The organism is Pseudomonas sp. PICF141 (assembly GCF_002286815.1).
Classification (GTDB): domain Bacteria; phylum Pseudomonadota; class Gammaproteobacteria; order Pseudomonadales; family Pseudomonadaceae; genus Aquipseudomonas.
Genome location: NZ_MUNM01000027.1, coordinates 1 through 15688 on the forward strand (window position 1 = coordinate 1; position 15688 = coordinate 15688).

General features: G+C 55.0%; 10 protein-coding genes and 3 pseudogenes. 7 read left to right on the forward strand and 6 right to left on the reverse strand.

Features of this window, described 5'->3' with window-relative positions:
- From BZL43_RS05275 to BZL43_RS05295, 4 genes and pseudogenes are all read right to left on the reverse strand, one after another.
- A pseudogene (locus BZL43_RS05275) lies at window positions 1–150 on the reverse strand (aromatic alcohol reductase); the annotation flags it as partial.
- Between the two features lie 587 nt (window positions 151–737).
- Entirely contained in the window at window positions 738–2234 is a 1497-nt protein-coding gene (locus BZL43_RS05285; RefSeq protein ID WP_095631334.1) for a CoA-acylating methylmalonate-semialdehyde dehydrogenase, read from the reverse strand.
- A 71-nt stretch (window positions 2235–2305) separates the two neighbouring features.
- Window positions 2306–3463: an iron-containing alcohol dehydrogenase gene (locus BZL43_RS05290; RefSeq protein WP_095631335.1), complete on the reverse strand. Its 1158-nt coding sequence runs from the start codon at window positions 3461–3463 to the stop codon at window positions 2306–2308.
- A 132-nt stretch (window positions 3464–3595) separates the two neighbouring features.
- On the reverse strand, window positions 3596–6094 hold the full coding sequence (locus BZL43_RS05295; RefSeq protein ID WP_095631336.1) for a CoA transferase: 2499 nt from the start codon (window positions 6092–6094) through the stop codon (window positions 3596–3598).
- A 281-nt stretch (window positions 6095–6375) separates the two neighbouring features.
- Here BZL43_RS05295 and gcvA point away from each other — a divergent pair, with 281 nt between their 5' ends.
- From gcvA to BZL43_RS05330, 7 genes are all read left to right on the forward strand, one after another.
- The gene (gcvA, locus tag BZL43_RS05300; protein WP_095631337.1) at window positions 6376–7275 is read left to right on the forward strand and encodes a transcriptional regulator GcvA; all 900 of its coding nucleotides are present in this window, start codon (window positions 6376–6378) and stop codon (window positions 7273–7275) included.
- Between the two features lie 233 nt (window positions 7276–7508).
- Window positions 7509–8564, forward strand: a complete 1056-nt coding sequence (locus tag BZL43_RS05305; RefSeq protein ID WP_095631338.1) for an ABC transporter substrate-binding protein — start codon at window positions 7509–7511, stop codon at window positions 8562–8564.
- Window positions 8565–8676: 112 nt separating this feature from the next.
- On the forward strand, window positions 8677–9759 hold the full coding sequence (locus BZL43_RS05310; RefSeq protein ID WP_095631339.1) for an ABC transporter ATP-binding protein: 1083 nt from the start codon (window positions 8677–8679) through the stop codon (window positions 9757–9759).
- A 40-nt stretch (window positions 9760–9799) separates the two neighbouring features.
- Entirely contained in the window at window positions 9800–11074 is a 1275-nt protein-coding gene (locus BZL43_RS05315) for an ABC transporter permease (protein WP_095631340.1), read from the forward strand.
- Window positions 11075–11079: 5 nt separating this feature from the next.
- On the forward strand, window positions 11080–11928 hold the full coding sequence (locus tag BZL43_RS05320; RefSeq protein WP_047542132.1) for an ABC transporter permease: 849 nt from the start codon (window positions 11080–11082) through the stop codon (window positions 11926–11928).
- 368 nt (window positions 11929–12296) lie between these two features.
- Entirely contained in the window at window positions 12297–12836 is a 540-nt protein-coding gene (locus tag BZL43_RS05325; protein WP_095631341.1) for a TetR/AcrR family transcriptional regulator, read from the forward strand.
- A gap of 46 nt (window positions 12837–12882) precedes the next feature.
- Entirely contained in the window at window positions 12883–13866 is a 984-nt protein-coding gene (locus BZL43_RS05330; protein WP_095631342.1) for an MDR family oxidoreductase, read from the forward strand.
- Between the two features lie 600 nt (window positions 13867–14466).
- On the opposite strand, the pseudogene BZL43_RS28770 reads toward BZL43_RS05330, so the two are convergent.
- A pseudogene (locus BZL43_RS28770) lies at window positions 14467–15248 on the reverse strand (LysR family transcriptional regulator); the annotation flags it as partial.
- Between the two features lie 312 nt (window positions 15249–15560).
- Window positions 15561–15688, reverse strand: a pseudogene (locus tag BZL43_RS28485) (aromatic alcohol reductase); the annotation flags it as partial.

Below are 15688 nucleotides of genomic sequence, written 5' to 3' on the forward strand. Positions count from 1 at the left end.
CCAGGCCACGCCTCTGCCCTGGGCGAACACAGCGCGGTACTTCTTGATGTGATGCGTTGGGTCTTTCTCCAATTCTTGGAGCAAGTACGGAACAGTCCATACGTTACGCTTGAACGGGCGGCCCAGTACACGTTCGAGGCTCAATGCAACGCTTGCGGTCGACAGCTTGCAGGTATTCCTTGACGATCTTGGATTTAAAGGTATCGGCGTAGGAGACTCGTTGGCACATGGCAATACTGACGATGTAAGCTCGATCGCAATGAAGGAGATGCTTATCATTCCATTAAGTCTGACGAGGCGATGTGTGCGCTCAGTGTGTCCAGCAAATCCAACGCGGACTGGGACTTCCTTTGCGGACTACGCGACAACGGACGACGAGAGGCCGATACGTGGCTCACGGAGAACTACAGGAACATTGGTGAACGATCGAGTATCGACATCCGAAAGGAGTTTCTTTGAACGCCGCCATAGGACAAGAAGGGTGACTGACGTCGGCACGAAAGTTTGCGCAATGGATGCGGGCTGTTTGCATCCCGCATGGCGCGTGACCGCCCACTACGCTAACGCCAAACCCAATGTCTAAATCCTCGACAAAAAAGGCCCTGTAGAGGGCCTTTTTTGTACGTAAACCAAAATCATCTGGTGAGCCAGGACTCGGCGTTAGCCCGGCAAAATGTCGATGACCACGACACTTGATGAAGAAAACGCTCTACATCTTATTTGAGCTTGCCATTCAGTCATTTCATCGTCGGCATAGAGAACTCTACACCCTCGCGGATGCCCGAAGATGGCCAGCGCTGAGTGACCGTTTTACGCTTGCTATAGAAACGAACGGCATCCGGGCCGTAGGCATGCAGGTCGCCAAAGAGCGAGCGCTTCCAGCCACCAAAGCTGTGATACGCGACAGGTACTGGGAGCGGTACGTTGATGCCGACCATGCCGACCTTAATGTTGTCCGAAAAGTAGCGGGCTGCTTCACCATCGCGAGTGAAGATGCAGGTGCCGTTACCGTACTCATGGGCATCGATCAGTTGCATCGCCTCTTGCATGCTCTGCGCGCGCACGATCAACAGCACCGGCCCGAAGATCTCTTCCTCGTAGCAGCGCATGCCGGGTTTGACTTGATCGATCAATGTCCCCCCAACAAAAAAACCGTTCTCGCAAGCTGGAACCTGAATGTTTCGACCATCCACTACGACCTCTGCGCCCTCCTCCTCTGCACTGTCGATGTATCCGATCACTTTTTGCTGATGTTGGCGAGTGATCAGAGGGCCGAAGTCGTTGCTCTTGTCTTGATAGGCGCCGACCTTGAGACTGGTCATTGCTTCGCGCATTTTGCTGATCAAGGCATCGGCTGTTGCATCACCTACTGTGACCGCTACAGACAGAGCCATGCATCGCTCCCCTGATGATCCAAATGCAGCCCCCACCAACTGGTTGACCGCATTATCGATGTCCGCATCTGGCATGACGATGGCGTGGTTTTTTGCTCCACCCAATGCTTGGCAACGTTTGCCATTTGCCGCAGCCGTCCGGTAGATGTACTCAGCGATGGGTGTCGAACCTACAAAACTTACCGCCTGGACACGATGGTCGTGGAGCAAGGTATCAACGGCCTCTTTATCACCATTGACCACACTCATGACGCCATTCGGTAAACCAGCTTCCTGCAGCAGCTGAGCGATGAACAAGGTCGAACTTGGATCACGCTCGGAGGGTTTCAGGATGAAGCAGTTACCGCAGGCAATCGCCATAGGAAACATCCACAGCGGTACCATCGCCGGGAAGTTGAATGGCGTGATTCCAGCAACTACACCCAGCGGTTGGAACTCACTCCAAGAATCGATATTGGGGCCAACATTTTTGCTGTGCTCCCCCTTGAGCAACTCGGGCACACCGCACGCATATTCAACATTTTCGATGCCCCGCTGAAGCTCGCCCATGGCATCGTGGACAATTTTCCCGTGCTCTTCACCAATCATTTGGCAGATACGTTCGGCATTCTGCTCAAGCAGTTCTTTGAAGCGGAACATCACCCGTGCGCGCTTGATCGGTGGTGTGTTGCGCCATTCAGGAAAAGCCGCTTCAGCGGCAGCAATGGCTTTTTCGACCGTTAGTTTCGAGGCCAGTGCAACCTGTTTGGTGACTTCGCCCGTTGCAGGATTGAACACGTCCTGAGTGCGCTCAGTATCAGTGACAATCTGGCCGTTGATCAGATGACCTACAGTAATCATGCGAGTATTCCTTATTTTATGTACGCGGCAGTTACCGCTGAAGTGATGAAGAGGCGTGGTTGTCTTTTTGGCTACCAGAGGTTTCGGTAGAGCTCGATCATCTCGTCGACCGAAGGCACCCGAGGATTGTTGCCCGGTGAACCGGATGCGAGGGCTTGCTCAGCCATAATTGGCATCAGTTCGAAGAAGCGTGAGCGACTGATGCCAAAGCCTTCAGGTGTGGGAACTTGCAGCTCGTCATTGAGGGCCTGCAGTTCGACGAGCAACTTAGCGTTGGCGCTATCGTCGCTGTCCTCAGCGGTCGCGACGCCAATGGCCCGCGCACAATCGGCGTAACGTTTTGGGGCGCCTGGAATGGAGAAAGCTGTTACACCTGGCAGCAGCATCGCGTTGGAAAGTCCGTGTGGCACATGGAAAAAAGCTCCAATTGGGCGGCTCATACCATGCACCAGGGCAACTGAGGCTGCCGAAAACGCAACTCCGGCCAAAGTAGATCCCAGCATCAGCGCCTCGCGCGCTGCAATGTCCTGGCCTGAGTGATAGGCGCGACGCAAGTTCGGGCCAATCAGACGCATCGCGGCCAGCGCCTGACTGTCACTGTAGAGGTTGGCTTTGAGGCTGACATAGGCCTCAATGGCGTGGGTTAGTGCATCGATACCGGTATCCGCCGTGACACGAGCTGGCAGGGAGAGCGTCAGGGTGTAGTCGACCAATGCCGCCACAGGCATAAACCCGATGCCTACGCAGAGCATTTTTTCGTCGTTCTGTTCATCAGTAATGATGGTGAAACGGGTAACTTCCGAACCGGTACCAGCTGTGGTCGGTACTGCAATGATCGGCAAGCCTTGCTCGCTCACCTGCCGTGGAAATTTATAGTCACGCATCTCGCCACCGAACTTGGCGAGAATGCCAATGGCTTTGGCACTGTCGATTGGACTGCCACCACCCAATGCAATGATGCTGTCATAGTCGCCCGATCTAGCATGTTCAACACCGGCACGAATCGAATCGACCGTGGGCTCAGGAACAGTGTCGGCGAAAACGTCGGCGCTCAAACCTTTGCTTGCAAGTACATCCTGGATACGACCGGCGTAACCGAGTTGCACCATCATTTTGTCAGTGATGATCAATGGTCGATGGCAACCCAGGCTAGCGAGCACATCTGGAATGGCCTCGCTGGCCTTGGCGCCCACCTGCAGGATGCGCGGCAGAACTATTTGATTCGACATGTTGCCTCCGAAAGTTTCCCTGTGGGGGCGTCGACTCCAGGAGAGTGCCGCCCCCTATTTTTCTTGTGATGGAAGTCGCCGAGGTAGATGGGCATTTGTGAAACTTCTTACCCTTAACCTCTGACGGGAATGTCAGCTGGGCAAATACTCTTGGCTCCAGCTGTCGCTGATAACGCTGCGGGTCATAAGAGCGTCAACTTCACTTTCGCTGTAACCGAGTTCACCCAAGACAGATCTGGTTGAAGCGCCAAATTTTTCTGCTGGTGAAAGGCTGCGGATCGCCGCATGGCGCGGGCGTATGGCAAAGGGATCGAGCTGAGTTACGCAGCGCCCACTCGGATGATCGGCATAGACACTGAACGAGTAGCTCCCGTTGTCAGTGCCCGGGTAGTTGTCAGCAGGTCGGCTGTAGCGATTGCGGAGATTGTCGATGTTATCCGGGACAGCAGCGGCGACTCCGGCTTCCTGCAAACGGCGTTGCCAGGTTTCTCCCGCCACCTTGGCCAGAGCTGCACTGAGGAAAGCCGCGTGGTCACCTGCCGCAGACAGGCCGTTCAAGCCTTGAACTGCATCCAGTCTGCCCAGATCCGCTGAATCTGCATCGAGGTATAGCCATCCGTCAGCCGTTCGATAGAAACGCGACAGATCGCTATAACCCAACACCTCACGACCCGCCGGCTCATCAAAGGGTGCGCGCCCCGAGTAGTCGTAACAGAAAGGAACTTGAACCAGGTTGCCCAAGGCAGCCAGTGACGTCCGAGCTCGGCTGACCTTGCCTGTTCTGGACTTTTGATACAACGCTGTGGCCACGCCAAGCGCAGCAGCGAAACCGCACATCACATCAATGGTGCCAACATGAGCATGTTCTTCCGGGGTCTGCATACCGCCACCAAACCGCAGCATGATGCCGGTCGTGGCCTGGATGAGATCGTCGTAACCCAAGTAGTCAGTTCTAGGGCCACGGCGCGGGCCACCGAAGCAGTCCAACTGGCAGAAAATCACCTCAGGATTCACCGCCTTCAGACTGGCTTCATCTAACCCTAAAGGCGCCAGTTGGCGATCAGGCGCATTCATGACAATGACATCCACTGACTTCACCAACCTATCGAATACCTCACGCCCCTCCTCTTGATTGAGGTCGACCAACACGCTTTGCTTACCGCGCGCCGAAGACATACCGAATACCACGGTGTTCCATGGATCGTAATTTGGCTTGGTGGGGTCAAGCTTGATGACATCAGCACCGAATCGCCCGAGGAATGAGGTCGAGTGCGGGCCGGCAATCACGTTGGTCAGGTCGAGGATACGAACACCGTCCAGCCATCCTTTTGAACATGGCTGATTTACGGCTGGCAACTCCTCGCGAGTGCCTTCACTCAAGGTGGCCAATGCCTCCTCGATACTGACTTCTCGTCGTGAGAGCGGAGACAACATCAACTCTGCACTGTCTTCCAGCCAGGCTATAGCGCCTGGCTGTTTCATCAGTCCATATTGATGATCAGTGACGTCAACCACTAGACCTGCAGTGTTTGCATGCTCATCGTGCAACCACTCTTGAGTTGAACGATGAGGAGCGCCAGGAAACTGCCCTTCACCGAAGATTTTTTCCCATTGCGCAGCCGTCTTGGTCAGGAAGACTTCCTTCATGCGCGCCGAGATAACCTTGGCCCAATGAGCTGGTAGTGGATAAACACCGAGTGAGGCATCACCTTCCCATTGTGCAAATGGCAGGTAGGGATCTTCAACTTTGGGAAGGCCTGCAGCGAGCATTTCCTCGTACAAACCCATTGCCTGTAGGCAGCGTTTGGCATGCGAGCGATGGGAAGGGCAAACTGCGTAGAATTTGCGTCCGTCAGCACATTCATAGGTACGGTAGAAGGGGTCGAGGTACTCCTGCAAATCCTCATAACTGAGGTTCATCGGCAGGTTCTCGGCTCGCCGACGCTCAATCTCTTTTTCACGCAAGGTTTTGTAGCGCGCTGGATAGCCGTCGATCTTGATTGAGTTGTAAGAAAGTCCCTCCATGACCGCCGAAGCGAGCGGCACTTCGATCTCATCACCCATGCCAGTGCGTTGTCTGGATTGCAATGCCAGCACCACAGCCGAGACGGCGAGCATAGTGCCGTAAGCGGATGCGAGTGGCAGTGGAGAAAAGCTCGGGTTAATGCCCATCAATACCCGATTTTGCCCCATATCAGTGAAAACCCCTGAGGCTGAAGCGATAATTGCCTCAGTGGCACGCCATTGGCTTCGGAGTTCATCATTCGTTGCAAAACCTGGAATGGACAAGGTGATCAGTTGCGGGTGTTCACGACGCAACTCGGAAAAATCCAGCCCCAGTTTTTTCATCACGCCAGGACGGAAGTTCTCAATCACGATGTCGGCTTTTGCGATCATCTGCCTGGCGTGGTGCAAACCCTCAGGGGACTTCAAGTCCAAGCGTAAGCACTGCTTGTTTCGGTTGAGGACGGCATTCGCCGGGCTATCCCAGAGCGGGCCAGCGGGTGGATCAATATGAATGACCGTGGCCCCGAGATCACCCAGTATCATCGCGACAGCGGGGCCGGCAATGTATTGGCCAAAATCGATAACGTTCACACCGCAAAGGGGTAGCTGACTGAGGTTTGTCATGTTTCACCCATTATTTTTATTGTCCTGCTTCTTCAAGCTTTCACGCAGGGTTTAGGTTTTCAGAAGCCGTCTGCAGAGGCTCAAAGCGTTTCAGGCTTGGCCCATTGAGTGGCGATCTGGGAGTTACTTTCGAGAAAAGTTGGGGACTGCGAAAGCAATAAAAAAAAACCCTATGGGTTCATTTTTTTTATGCGATAGGAGTAGGATTTATGGATTGCCGCTACAAGACGTACGCTGGCTCGCCCCATAGCCAGGCACTTTTCCTCAGAGAATTTTGAGCCATGAAGAAGCGACTACCTCCGCTCAACTGGTTACGCGCGTTCGAGTCAGCCGCTCGTCACCTCAGCTTTACGGAGGCGGCTGTAGAACTGAGTCTCACTCAGGCAGCCGTCAGCCAGCAGATCAAAGCACTGGAATCGCAGCTCGGCGCAGCTCTGTTTAAGCGTCTACCTAGAGGTTTGGAACTGACGGAGCCTGGCTTAGCCTTTCTACCCGTCGTCCATGAATCGGTGGAGCGTCTTGCAGCGGCGACCGATGAGATATTCGGTCAAGGGCACCGGAAGGTGCTCACAGTGCGCAGCAGTCTGGTTTTCTTTACTCATTGGCTGTCGGGTCGTCTGCCGCGATTTCGCGAGCAGCATCCAGATGTCAATTTGCGTATCACCAGCAACATCTGGATGGGCGAAACCGATCTCGAATCTGATCTGGAAATTCGATATGGCAGCGGTAAATGGACTGGCCTGAAGAGTGAACGGCTGACCTGGGATTTGCTTTTCCCTGTGTGCTCCCCTGATTTGCCCACAACGCAAAAGCCCTTGAAAACCCCAAGAGACCTTCGTCACCACGAACTTCTGCATGTCTTGGGTTATGAGGAGGGATGGGGCTATTGGTTGAAAAAGGCCAAGGCCGACGACGTTGACTCATCTCAAGGACTGCAGTTCGACACGCTTATTTCCGCACTGAAAATGGCGGAGCTGGGTCAAGGAGTTGCCTTGGCGCGATCATCGCTCGTCGAGCAGTATCTTGAATCAGGACAACTCATCGCCCCTTTGACCGCAAAATTTAAAACCTCAGAAGCGTTTTACTTAGTGTATTCCCCGCACAAAATCGTCAATCCCCAAGCGGCAGCTTTCGCAAGTTGGCTGATGGAAGAAGCGTCCGCCGCGCGTAGCGAAGAATGAGGAAGTGATTTTTGAATCCGTGAATGCCTGAAGCCCTTCACTTTAGACACCAATAGATAATTTTTGTGTTGCACCCATAAAAAAAATCGCCCCATTGGGTTTTTTTTTATTGCTTTTACCTTCCGATTTTTTTGCCGAGAGTAAAGCCCTGATCGTCTCTTCGGTTGCTCACGCACTCCGTGCGAAGAGCTTGTGACGGTTTCCCACAAAAATAAAAACGAGGGGTCTCACGCATGAAAAGCGCAACGTTTCTTTTGCTAACCGGCATAGTGTCCTGCAGTGCTTACGCAGAAAACACTCTCACGGTTGTGTCCTACGGCGGCAACCTAACAAACGCCCAGATCCAAGCCGCACACAAACCCTTCACTGCCGCCACTGGTACCCGGGTGATTTCGGAGGACTATTCTGGGGGCATCGCGCAAATCAAGACTCAGGTAGACAGCAAAAAGGTCACTTGGGACGTAGTCGATGCTGAAATACCGAACGTCATTCGTGCCTGTAACAACGGCCTGCTTGAACGAATTGACCCAGCCACCCTGGCACCTGCACCGGATGGAACACCTGCTGCAAAGGATTTTCTGCCAGGAGCCCTGACGGAATGCGGCGTGGCGAGTTACGTTTGGTCGACAGTCATGGCCTACAACACCAAAGCCTTCAAGGGCGAACAGCCCCATACCCTGAAAGACTTTTTCGACACCAAGCGCTTCCCAGGCAAGCGAGCACTGCGTAAAGCACCTCAAGTCAATCTTGAATGGGCGCTGATGGCCGACGGTGTGCCCCGTGAAAAGGTGTACGAAATGCTGGGGACTGAAGAAGGCCTGGATCGAGCTTTTGCGAAGCTCGACACAATCAAAAAGGACACCATCTGGTGGGAAGCCGGGGCACAAGCGCCGCAACTGCTAGCCGATGGCGAGGTCAGCATGATCTCAGCTTATAGCGGGCGTATCGTGATCGCTCAGCAGAAAGAGCAGCAGCCGTTCAAAATCGTGTGGGATGGTCAGATGTATGACATGGAGGCTTGGGTAGTCCCTGCCGGCAATCCGAAAAAAGATCAGGCGATGGATTTTTTGAAGTTTGCCACTCAAAGCTCGGTACTGGCTGACCAAAGTAACTATATCGCCTATGGCCCTACACGACTCTCCGCGCAAGCCTTGGTAGACCCGAAGGTCAAACCCAACTTGCCGACTAGCCCTGAAAACTTTGCCAGCGCACTTCAGGTGGACTCCCAGTGGTGGGGAGACCACGCAGACGAATTGAACGAGCGCTTCAACGCTTGGCTGTCCAAGTAACCAAAAACTCAACCACAGCCTTGCCGCAACACACCTGACACCCCCTTTGATGGGCCCGGGCGACTTTTCGTGCCCGGCTCCTCTACAGCACCAATAACAAGAGATCTCCCCCATGCGTACTGAATCATTCGTTAGTTTTCGAAATGTGCAGAAGAGTTATGACGGCGAACATCTGGTCGTCAAAAACTTCAACCTCGAAATCGAACAGGGTGAGTTCGTCACAATGCTTGGCCCTTCGGGTTCCGGCAAGACGACATGTTTGATGATGTTGGCGGGGTTCGAAACGGTGACAAATGGCCAGATCTGCATTGATGGGCAGTCGGTTAACGATATCGCCCCACAAAAGCGCGGTATCGGCATGGTGTTCCAGAACTACGCCCTGTTCCCCCACATGACTATCGAAGAGAATCTCGCCTTCCCGCTCAAGGTACGCAAACTGTCCCGGCAAGACATCGAAGCCCGCGTGAGGAAATCCTTGGAGTTAGTGGCCCTGGGGCCATTTGCCAAACGAATGCCCGCTCAGTTATCGGGTGGTCAGAAACAACGCGTTGCGCTGGCCCGGGCATTGATTTTCGAACCGCGCCTGGTTCTGATGGATGAGCCGCTGGGCGCCTTGGATAAACAGCTGCGTGAACAAATGCAGTACGAGATCAAGCGCCTATCGAAGCAGCTCGGCATCACAGTTGTTTACGTCACGCACGATCAAACCGAAGCACTGACAATGTCGGATCGCATTGCCGTATTCAATGACGGGATTGTTCAGCAACTAGCCAACCCATCCGATCTTTACGAGAAACCTCAGACCGCGTTCGTAGCGAGCTTTATCGGCGAAAATAATCGACTGACTGGGCAGATTGTCGAGCGTCACCAAAGCTACTGCCAAGTACGCGTTGGCAATCATCTGGTCAAGGCGCTTTCCGTCAACATCCCCACCGCCAGCGCGAATACCACTTTATCGATTCGCCCCGAGCGCGTTCAGATTGGTGCACGCCCAGGCGAGTACGACAACCATATGCCCGCACGCATCGAAGAGATCATCTACCACGGTGATCATTTGCGCGCGCGCTTGAGGCTGGCAGGCAATGACGAGTTCATTGTCAAGATGGTCAATACCGCGGGACGCCCGGCGCCCCAAGCCGGTACGTGCATTGATGTGGGTTGGTCGGCCGACGACTGTCGAGCACTGGACGCCTGAAGCCTTTCAACGACTTTACCGTTTTGCCGGAGTCCCCAAGATGAACAACTCATATAGCGTCAGCCCCGCGCTCGACAATGTCGACGAGGCACAGCCGCAAAGCAACCTGAAGGACAAACTTGACCGGGCTGAACGCCTCAACAAGACAAAATCATTGCTGTTGGTCGTACCATTGCTGGCGTTCATCACGGTGTTTTTTCTGTTGCCGATTGGCACCATGTTGCTGCGCAGCGTGCAAACCCCTGCCCTTTCCGTAGCAATGCCACAGACTGCAGCCGCGCTGCTCAACTGGAAGGGCACGGCGCTTCCGGACGAGCAACTGTTCGACGTCGTCGGGCATGAAATTCTCAGCTTGCAACAGGCACGACAACTCGACAGTGTCGGCTCCGATCTCAACCGGGTCATGAGCGATGCCAAGACTCTGATGGCCCGCACCGCGCGCGGTCTGGCCAGCGAGGCCGTCGAACCGGGCACGTTCAACAGCCGAATGACCGCTGCCGACAAACGCTGGGGGCAAATCGGTACCTGGATGCAACTGAAGAAAATGGCGCCGCCCTATTCCGCCTCCAACTACCTGGCCGCACTGGACTTACGCTATGACGACCAGGGCAAGGTCGTGCAGCAACCTGAAAGCCGGCGCATCTACGTCAGCATCCTGATCAAGACGTTGATGGTCGCGTTGGGTATCACGGCACTGTGCATGTTCCTCGGTTACCCGCTGGCGTACATGCTGGCGACCCTTCCCGCAAAAACCAGCAATCTGTTAATGGTCATGGTGCTGCTGCCCTTCTGGACATCACTGCTGGTACGCACCAGTGCCTGGATGGTGATCCTGCAGAACAACGGCGTACTGAACAGTACATTGAGCAGCCTGGGCGTGATCAGCCAGCCACTTGAACTGATGTATAACCTGTTCGGAACGGTGATTGCCATGACGCACATCCTGTTGCCGTTCATGGTGTTGCCGATGTACAGCGTCATGAAAAGTATCGACTCCACCTACACCCGAGCGGCGCACTCAATGGGGGCCAGTTCATTCCGCACCTTTGTGCAGATCTACTTCCCCCTGTCGCTGCCCGGGTTGAGTGCCGGCGGCATTCTGGTGTTCATCCTGGCCACCGGTTACTACATCACCCCCGCATTGGTAGGTGGCCGCACGGGCCAGGTCATCAGCAACTTTATTGCCTACCACATGCAGACCTCCCTGAACTGGGGACTGGCCGCTGCCATCGCCTCCATCCTGCTGCTGATTGTACTGGTGCTGTATTGGGTATATGACCGGGTCGTAGGCATCAACAACATGAAACTGGGGTAATCGAGATGAGTCTTCCAAGCTATACCAGCCCGATGGGCAGAGTCTGGTTCTTCAGTGTTCGTGGTTTTGGTGTATTGGTACTGCTGTTTTTGATCCTGCCAATACTGGTCGTGGTGCCTTTGTCGTTCAATGTAGAGCCCTACTTCAGCTTCACCAGCGGGATGCTCAACCTCGATCCGGCAGCCTTTTCCATGCGTTGGTACCACATGCTTCTTGAAGACCCACTGTGGGTGTTGTCGTTCAAGAACAGCCTGATAATCGCGTCCTGTGCCACGGTCATCGCAACGGCATTGGGAACGCTGGCAGCGCTCGGGCTGTGCCGCGCTAATTTGCCGTGCAAGGGACTGCTGATGGGCACCTTGATTTCACCGATGATCGTACCGGTGATCATCTCATCCGCTGGCATGTACTTTTTCTACAGCGCGCTGGGCATTGGACAGAATCACCTCGGCATCATCCTGGGCCATGCAGTACTCGGCACCCCATTCGTCATCATCACAGTGACGGCGACATTGGTTGGTTTCGACCATTCCTTGACCAGAGCAGCGGCAAGCCTTGGAGCGTCTTCGACCTATACATTTTTCCGTGTGACCTTCCCGATTATTCGTCCAGGGATCATGTCCGGTGCGCTCTTTGCGATGGTGACCTCATTCGATGAAGCTGTGCTGGTGCAATTTCTTGGCGGGGTTGAGCAACGCACAATACCGCGACAAATGTGGTCAGGCATGCGCGAACAGATCAGCCCAACCATCCTGGCGGCGGCCACGTTATTGATTCTCGGCTCGGTGGCATTGCTGGTTGCGGTTGAAATTATGCGTCGACGTTCGCTTCGTTTACGCGGCATCAAAGAGTGATCACCTTCGAGCGCAATGACATACCAGCTAAAAATCATTGCAGAGGTTTAAGACTTTCGTAAAGCAATCAAAAAATGGCCCCGAGGAGGCCATTTTTTAATCGCTTGAGTTGTTTGGTTATCGTTGCTCGTTCTCCTCCACACCTTCGCAGGACGAAGCTCTAAATAACTTCGCTTCCTCAGATAAACGCTTTACATAAGGCATCCAACACTAGGTTCTGGGGATCAAATCTCTCAGCGGTTGACATTAGAGACGGTTAGTCTAAATTACAACGCATGAATAGCTCTAAACCAATCTCTCGAAGAGGCCGCCCCCCCAAAGTCCCACGTGAGCATGGCGAAACGCTGGAATTGCTCCTTCGCTGCGGCATGGAAATCCTCACCGAGCAGGGCTTTGCTGCCACCGGTATCGACACCGTTCTCAAACGCATCCAAGTACCCAAAGGCTCGTTCTACCACTACTTTGAAAGCAAAGAGGCTTTCGGCCAAGCCGTGTTGGAGCGCTATGCAGACTACTTTGCCCGGAAGCTGGATCGTTGCTTCAGCGACCTGAGCGTGCCACCTCTACGAAGACTGTCGAACTTTGTTGAGGAAGCAAAAGTTGGGATGGCCAAGTATCAATTCCGAAGGGGCTGTCTTGTGGGCAACCTTGGCCAAGAGGTACTGGTACTGCCAGACAGCTTCCGCGAACAACTGGAACTGACCCTGCAGGACTGGGAGCAGCGCTTGGCTGCCTGCCTGGAGGAAGCGGTCAAACTGGACGAGATATCTCCCCAGCATGACTGTCAAACCCTCGCGGTCTACTTCTGGGTTGGTTGGGAGGGCGCCGTCCTTCGTGCACGCTTGGCGCAACATGTCCGTCCCCTCGACATTTTTTTTCAAGGCTTTCTGGCTGGAATCACTAGGTGATTCCTTACGATAATTTAAAGACAATCGGTCTAAATTAGGGTACGCAATGTTCAAAGGCATTTTGATTGAGAAGCTGGGAGAAAAGCATTCGGCCCGGCTCACCGAGTTGAAGGATGACCAACTGCCAAGCGGGAACGTGACGGTGAAGGTCGCCTACAGCACCTTGAACTACAAGGATGCTCTGGCTATCACCGGCAAAGGGCCGGTTGTTCGTAGCTTCCCGATGGTGCCGGGCATCGACCTTGCAGGCACCGTCGAGTCGAGTGATGATCCGCGCTACAAGCCGGGTGATCGCGTTCTTCTGAATGGCTGGGGCGTGGGTGAAAGCCATTGGGGCGGGCTTGCACAAAAGGCGAGATTGAACGGCGACTGGCTTATCCCCCACCCCGATCGCCTGACCGAACGGGAATCCATGGCCGTTGGCACTGCCGGATACACCGCTATGCTTTGCGTGATGGCATTGGAGCGTCATGGACTGAAGCCGTCCAACGGCACCGTGCTGGTGACAGGCGCCACAGGTGGCGTCGGAAGCTTCGCAATCAGCCTTCTGGCGGGTGCCGGTTACTCGGTCACCGCCGTAACAGGAAAAGTCAGCGAAGAAGCCTATCTGAAGAGCCTGGGGGCTACGACGATCATTGATCGTGCCGAGCTTTCGGCCCCAGGGCGTCCCTTGGCCAAAGAAAAATGGGCTGCAGTAATCGACTCGGTCGGTAGCCACACCTTGGCCAATGCGTGCGCAAGCACGATGTCCGAAGGCTTGGTGGCTGCGTGTGGATTGGCTCAGGGAATGGATTTCCCTGCAACCGTTGCCCCCTTCATTCTGCGAGGGATAAGCCTGCTTGGCATCAACAGTGTTACTCAGCCGTTTGAGCGACGAGTCGAAGCTTGGGAACGACTGGCTAATCAACTCAACCTCGATGCCTTATCTTTGATGACCAGAGACATTGGCATTGAGGCTGCTCTTCCAGCCGCTGTCGACTTGTTGGACGGGAAGATCCGTGGCCGATTAATTGTCGATGTAAGCCGCTAGATCGGTCGCCTCACACTCGCCAAGCTTCCTTACCATCGGCATGCTGCTGGGCCGGCTAGAGATACTAACCATGCTGGTACTCATCACACCGGTTTTTTGGAGGTATTTAGACCTCTCACTGGGTAGGTGAATACCTACAAACGCGAAAAGAGCCTGTCGAGTGGCGTGCCCAAAGATGTTTGGAACGGGCTGCTTATTTGGTTAGTCTTGGGGTCAATATGGCGACTTCAGGGGAAGCCCCTCGGGTGATCAAACCGATAACGCTGTTACGCCGAGTTTTCGCTTCCATGCGCTGGCGTACTAGAGTTACGTTGTGGATTGCGGCAACCATTGCCGGCCTGTTGGTGGCGGCTTTTGCAAGGCTGGCGGACATAGCCTTGCCGTAGTTTGCTCAACAGACCGCGGAACAGATCATCTTCATTAAGGTATCAAATGCAGCGGGCGACATCCTGCGAAAAGTGCCGCCTGTGGGTCGATGTGATCTGGTACAAAAGTCGCCCCTTGGGCCTCGGCGCGCGCCGCTACCTGAAACTGCTGCGCGAGCAGGTCGAGGCCGGGCCGACGCGATTCTGATGCGGTCGGGCATAACTGAGTAGGAAATGGGCGGGAACTGATCTTTAACCAAAAAATGATCCCGGAGGAGTTCTCAGTCTGGCTGGCCATGTTGTCGAACTTCACGGCCGCCAGCACACCCGAGTCGATCATCGGATGGGCAGGTTGGCCCAACCCATGCCGGCCTGCACCAAGTCGAAGGTGGACATGTAGCTGTCGGTCTGTCACACCCGGTGTGACAGACCGATCTGCGGGTCCAAGGCCTTGGTATCGCCACTGGCCACCACGATCTGCCGGGTGTCGGCCATGTGCCCTCGTCCGGCGGCTGGCCGTCGCTGGTGTAAGGGTAGCCGGCGGCGCCACCTCGGTGAGCAACTGGCTGCCAGCCTCGGCGAAGGCCCCACGCTCGTCGATGCCGGGGCGCTCGAACATCAGCGCCACGTGCACGCTGCCATCATGAATCATGCGCACCGCATCGGTCTGTGCGGTCGAGCGAATCTCGATTTCCAGGGTCGGGAATTCCCGGGCCAGGGTGGTCAGTGGGCGGTTCCAGACGCCGGTCTGCAGCTCCGGCGCCATGGCCAGCACTAGGCGGCGCTCCAGGCCCCTGTGCAACTGAGCGTCGAGCAGGTTCAACTGGCTGACCACCTGCCGGGCCTGCGGCTCCAGCGCTCGATCGGCGGGGTGGGCAGGGCCTTGCGGGTCGAGCGGTCGAAAAGCTTCAGGTCCAGCTCCGCTTCCAGTTGCGAGACCGCCATGTTCACCGCCGAGGGCACTCGACCCAGGACGCGGGCGGCGGCAGAAAATATCTTGTACACACAGAAGTCGATGTTGACCGTAAGCGTCCGGTAGACACACCTGACCACACCATTCTCCCCCCTGTGCTCCTCAAAACCACGCTCATTTGCAAGGCTTTAGTAAGCGCTTGGTTAAGTCACCGTGGTTCGGAATCCGCGCTTAGAAAATTCAAGAGATAGTAAAGTGGGACGCCTCAGACCTCGGCACGGTGCGGATAAGATAAAGATTCGGCGTCTTGGATTACCAGACCCGTACTCCGCGCCTTAGCTTCGGTGATCAGCGCCCATTATCAGACTGAGGAGCTTTTTAGCAGGTCAACTCCCAGCGCGAGAACGTTCGTTCAGCTACTGCCCTTGTGCTGATGAGGTTGCCGGATTTGCCCGGGCCCACTCCTCAGCGGTCGTGACTTGAATCGACTGCTGCGCGTTGAAAGTGCCTGCTTTAGGCCAGGCCACGCCTCTGCCCTGGGCGA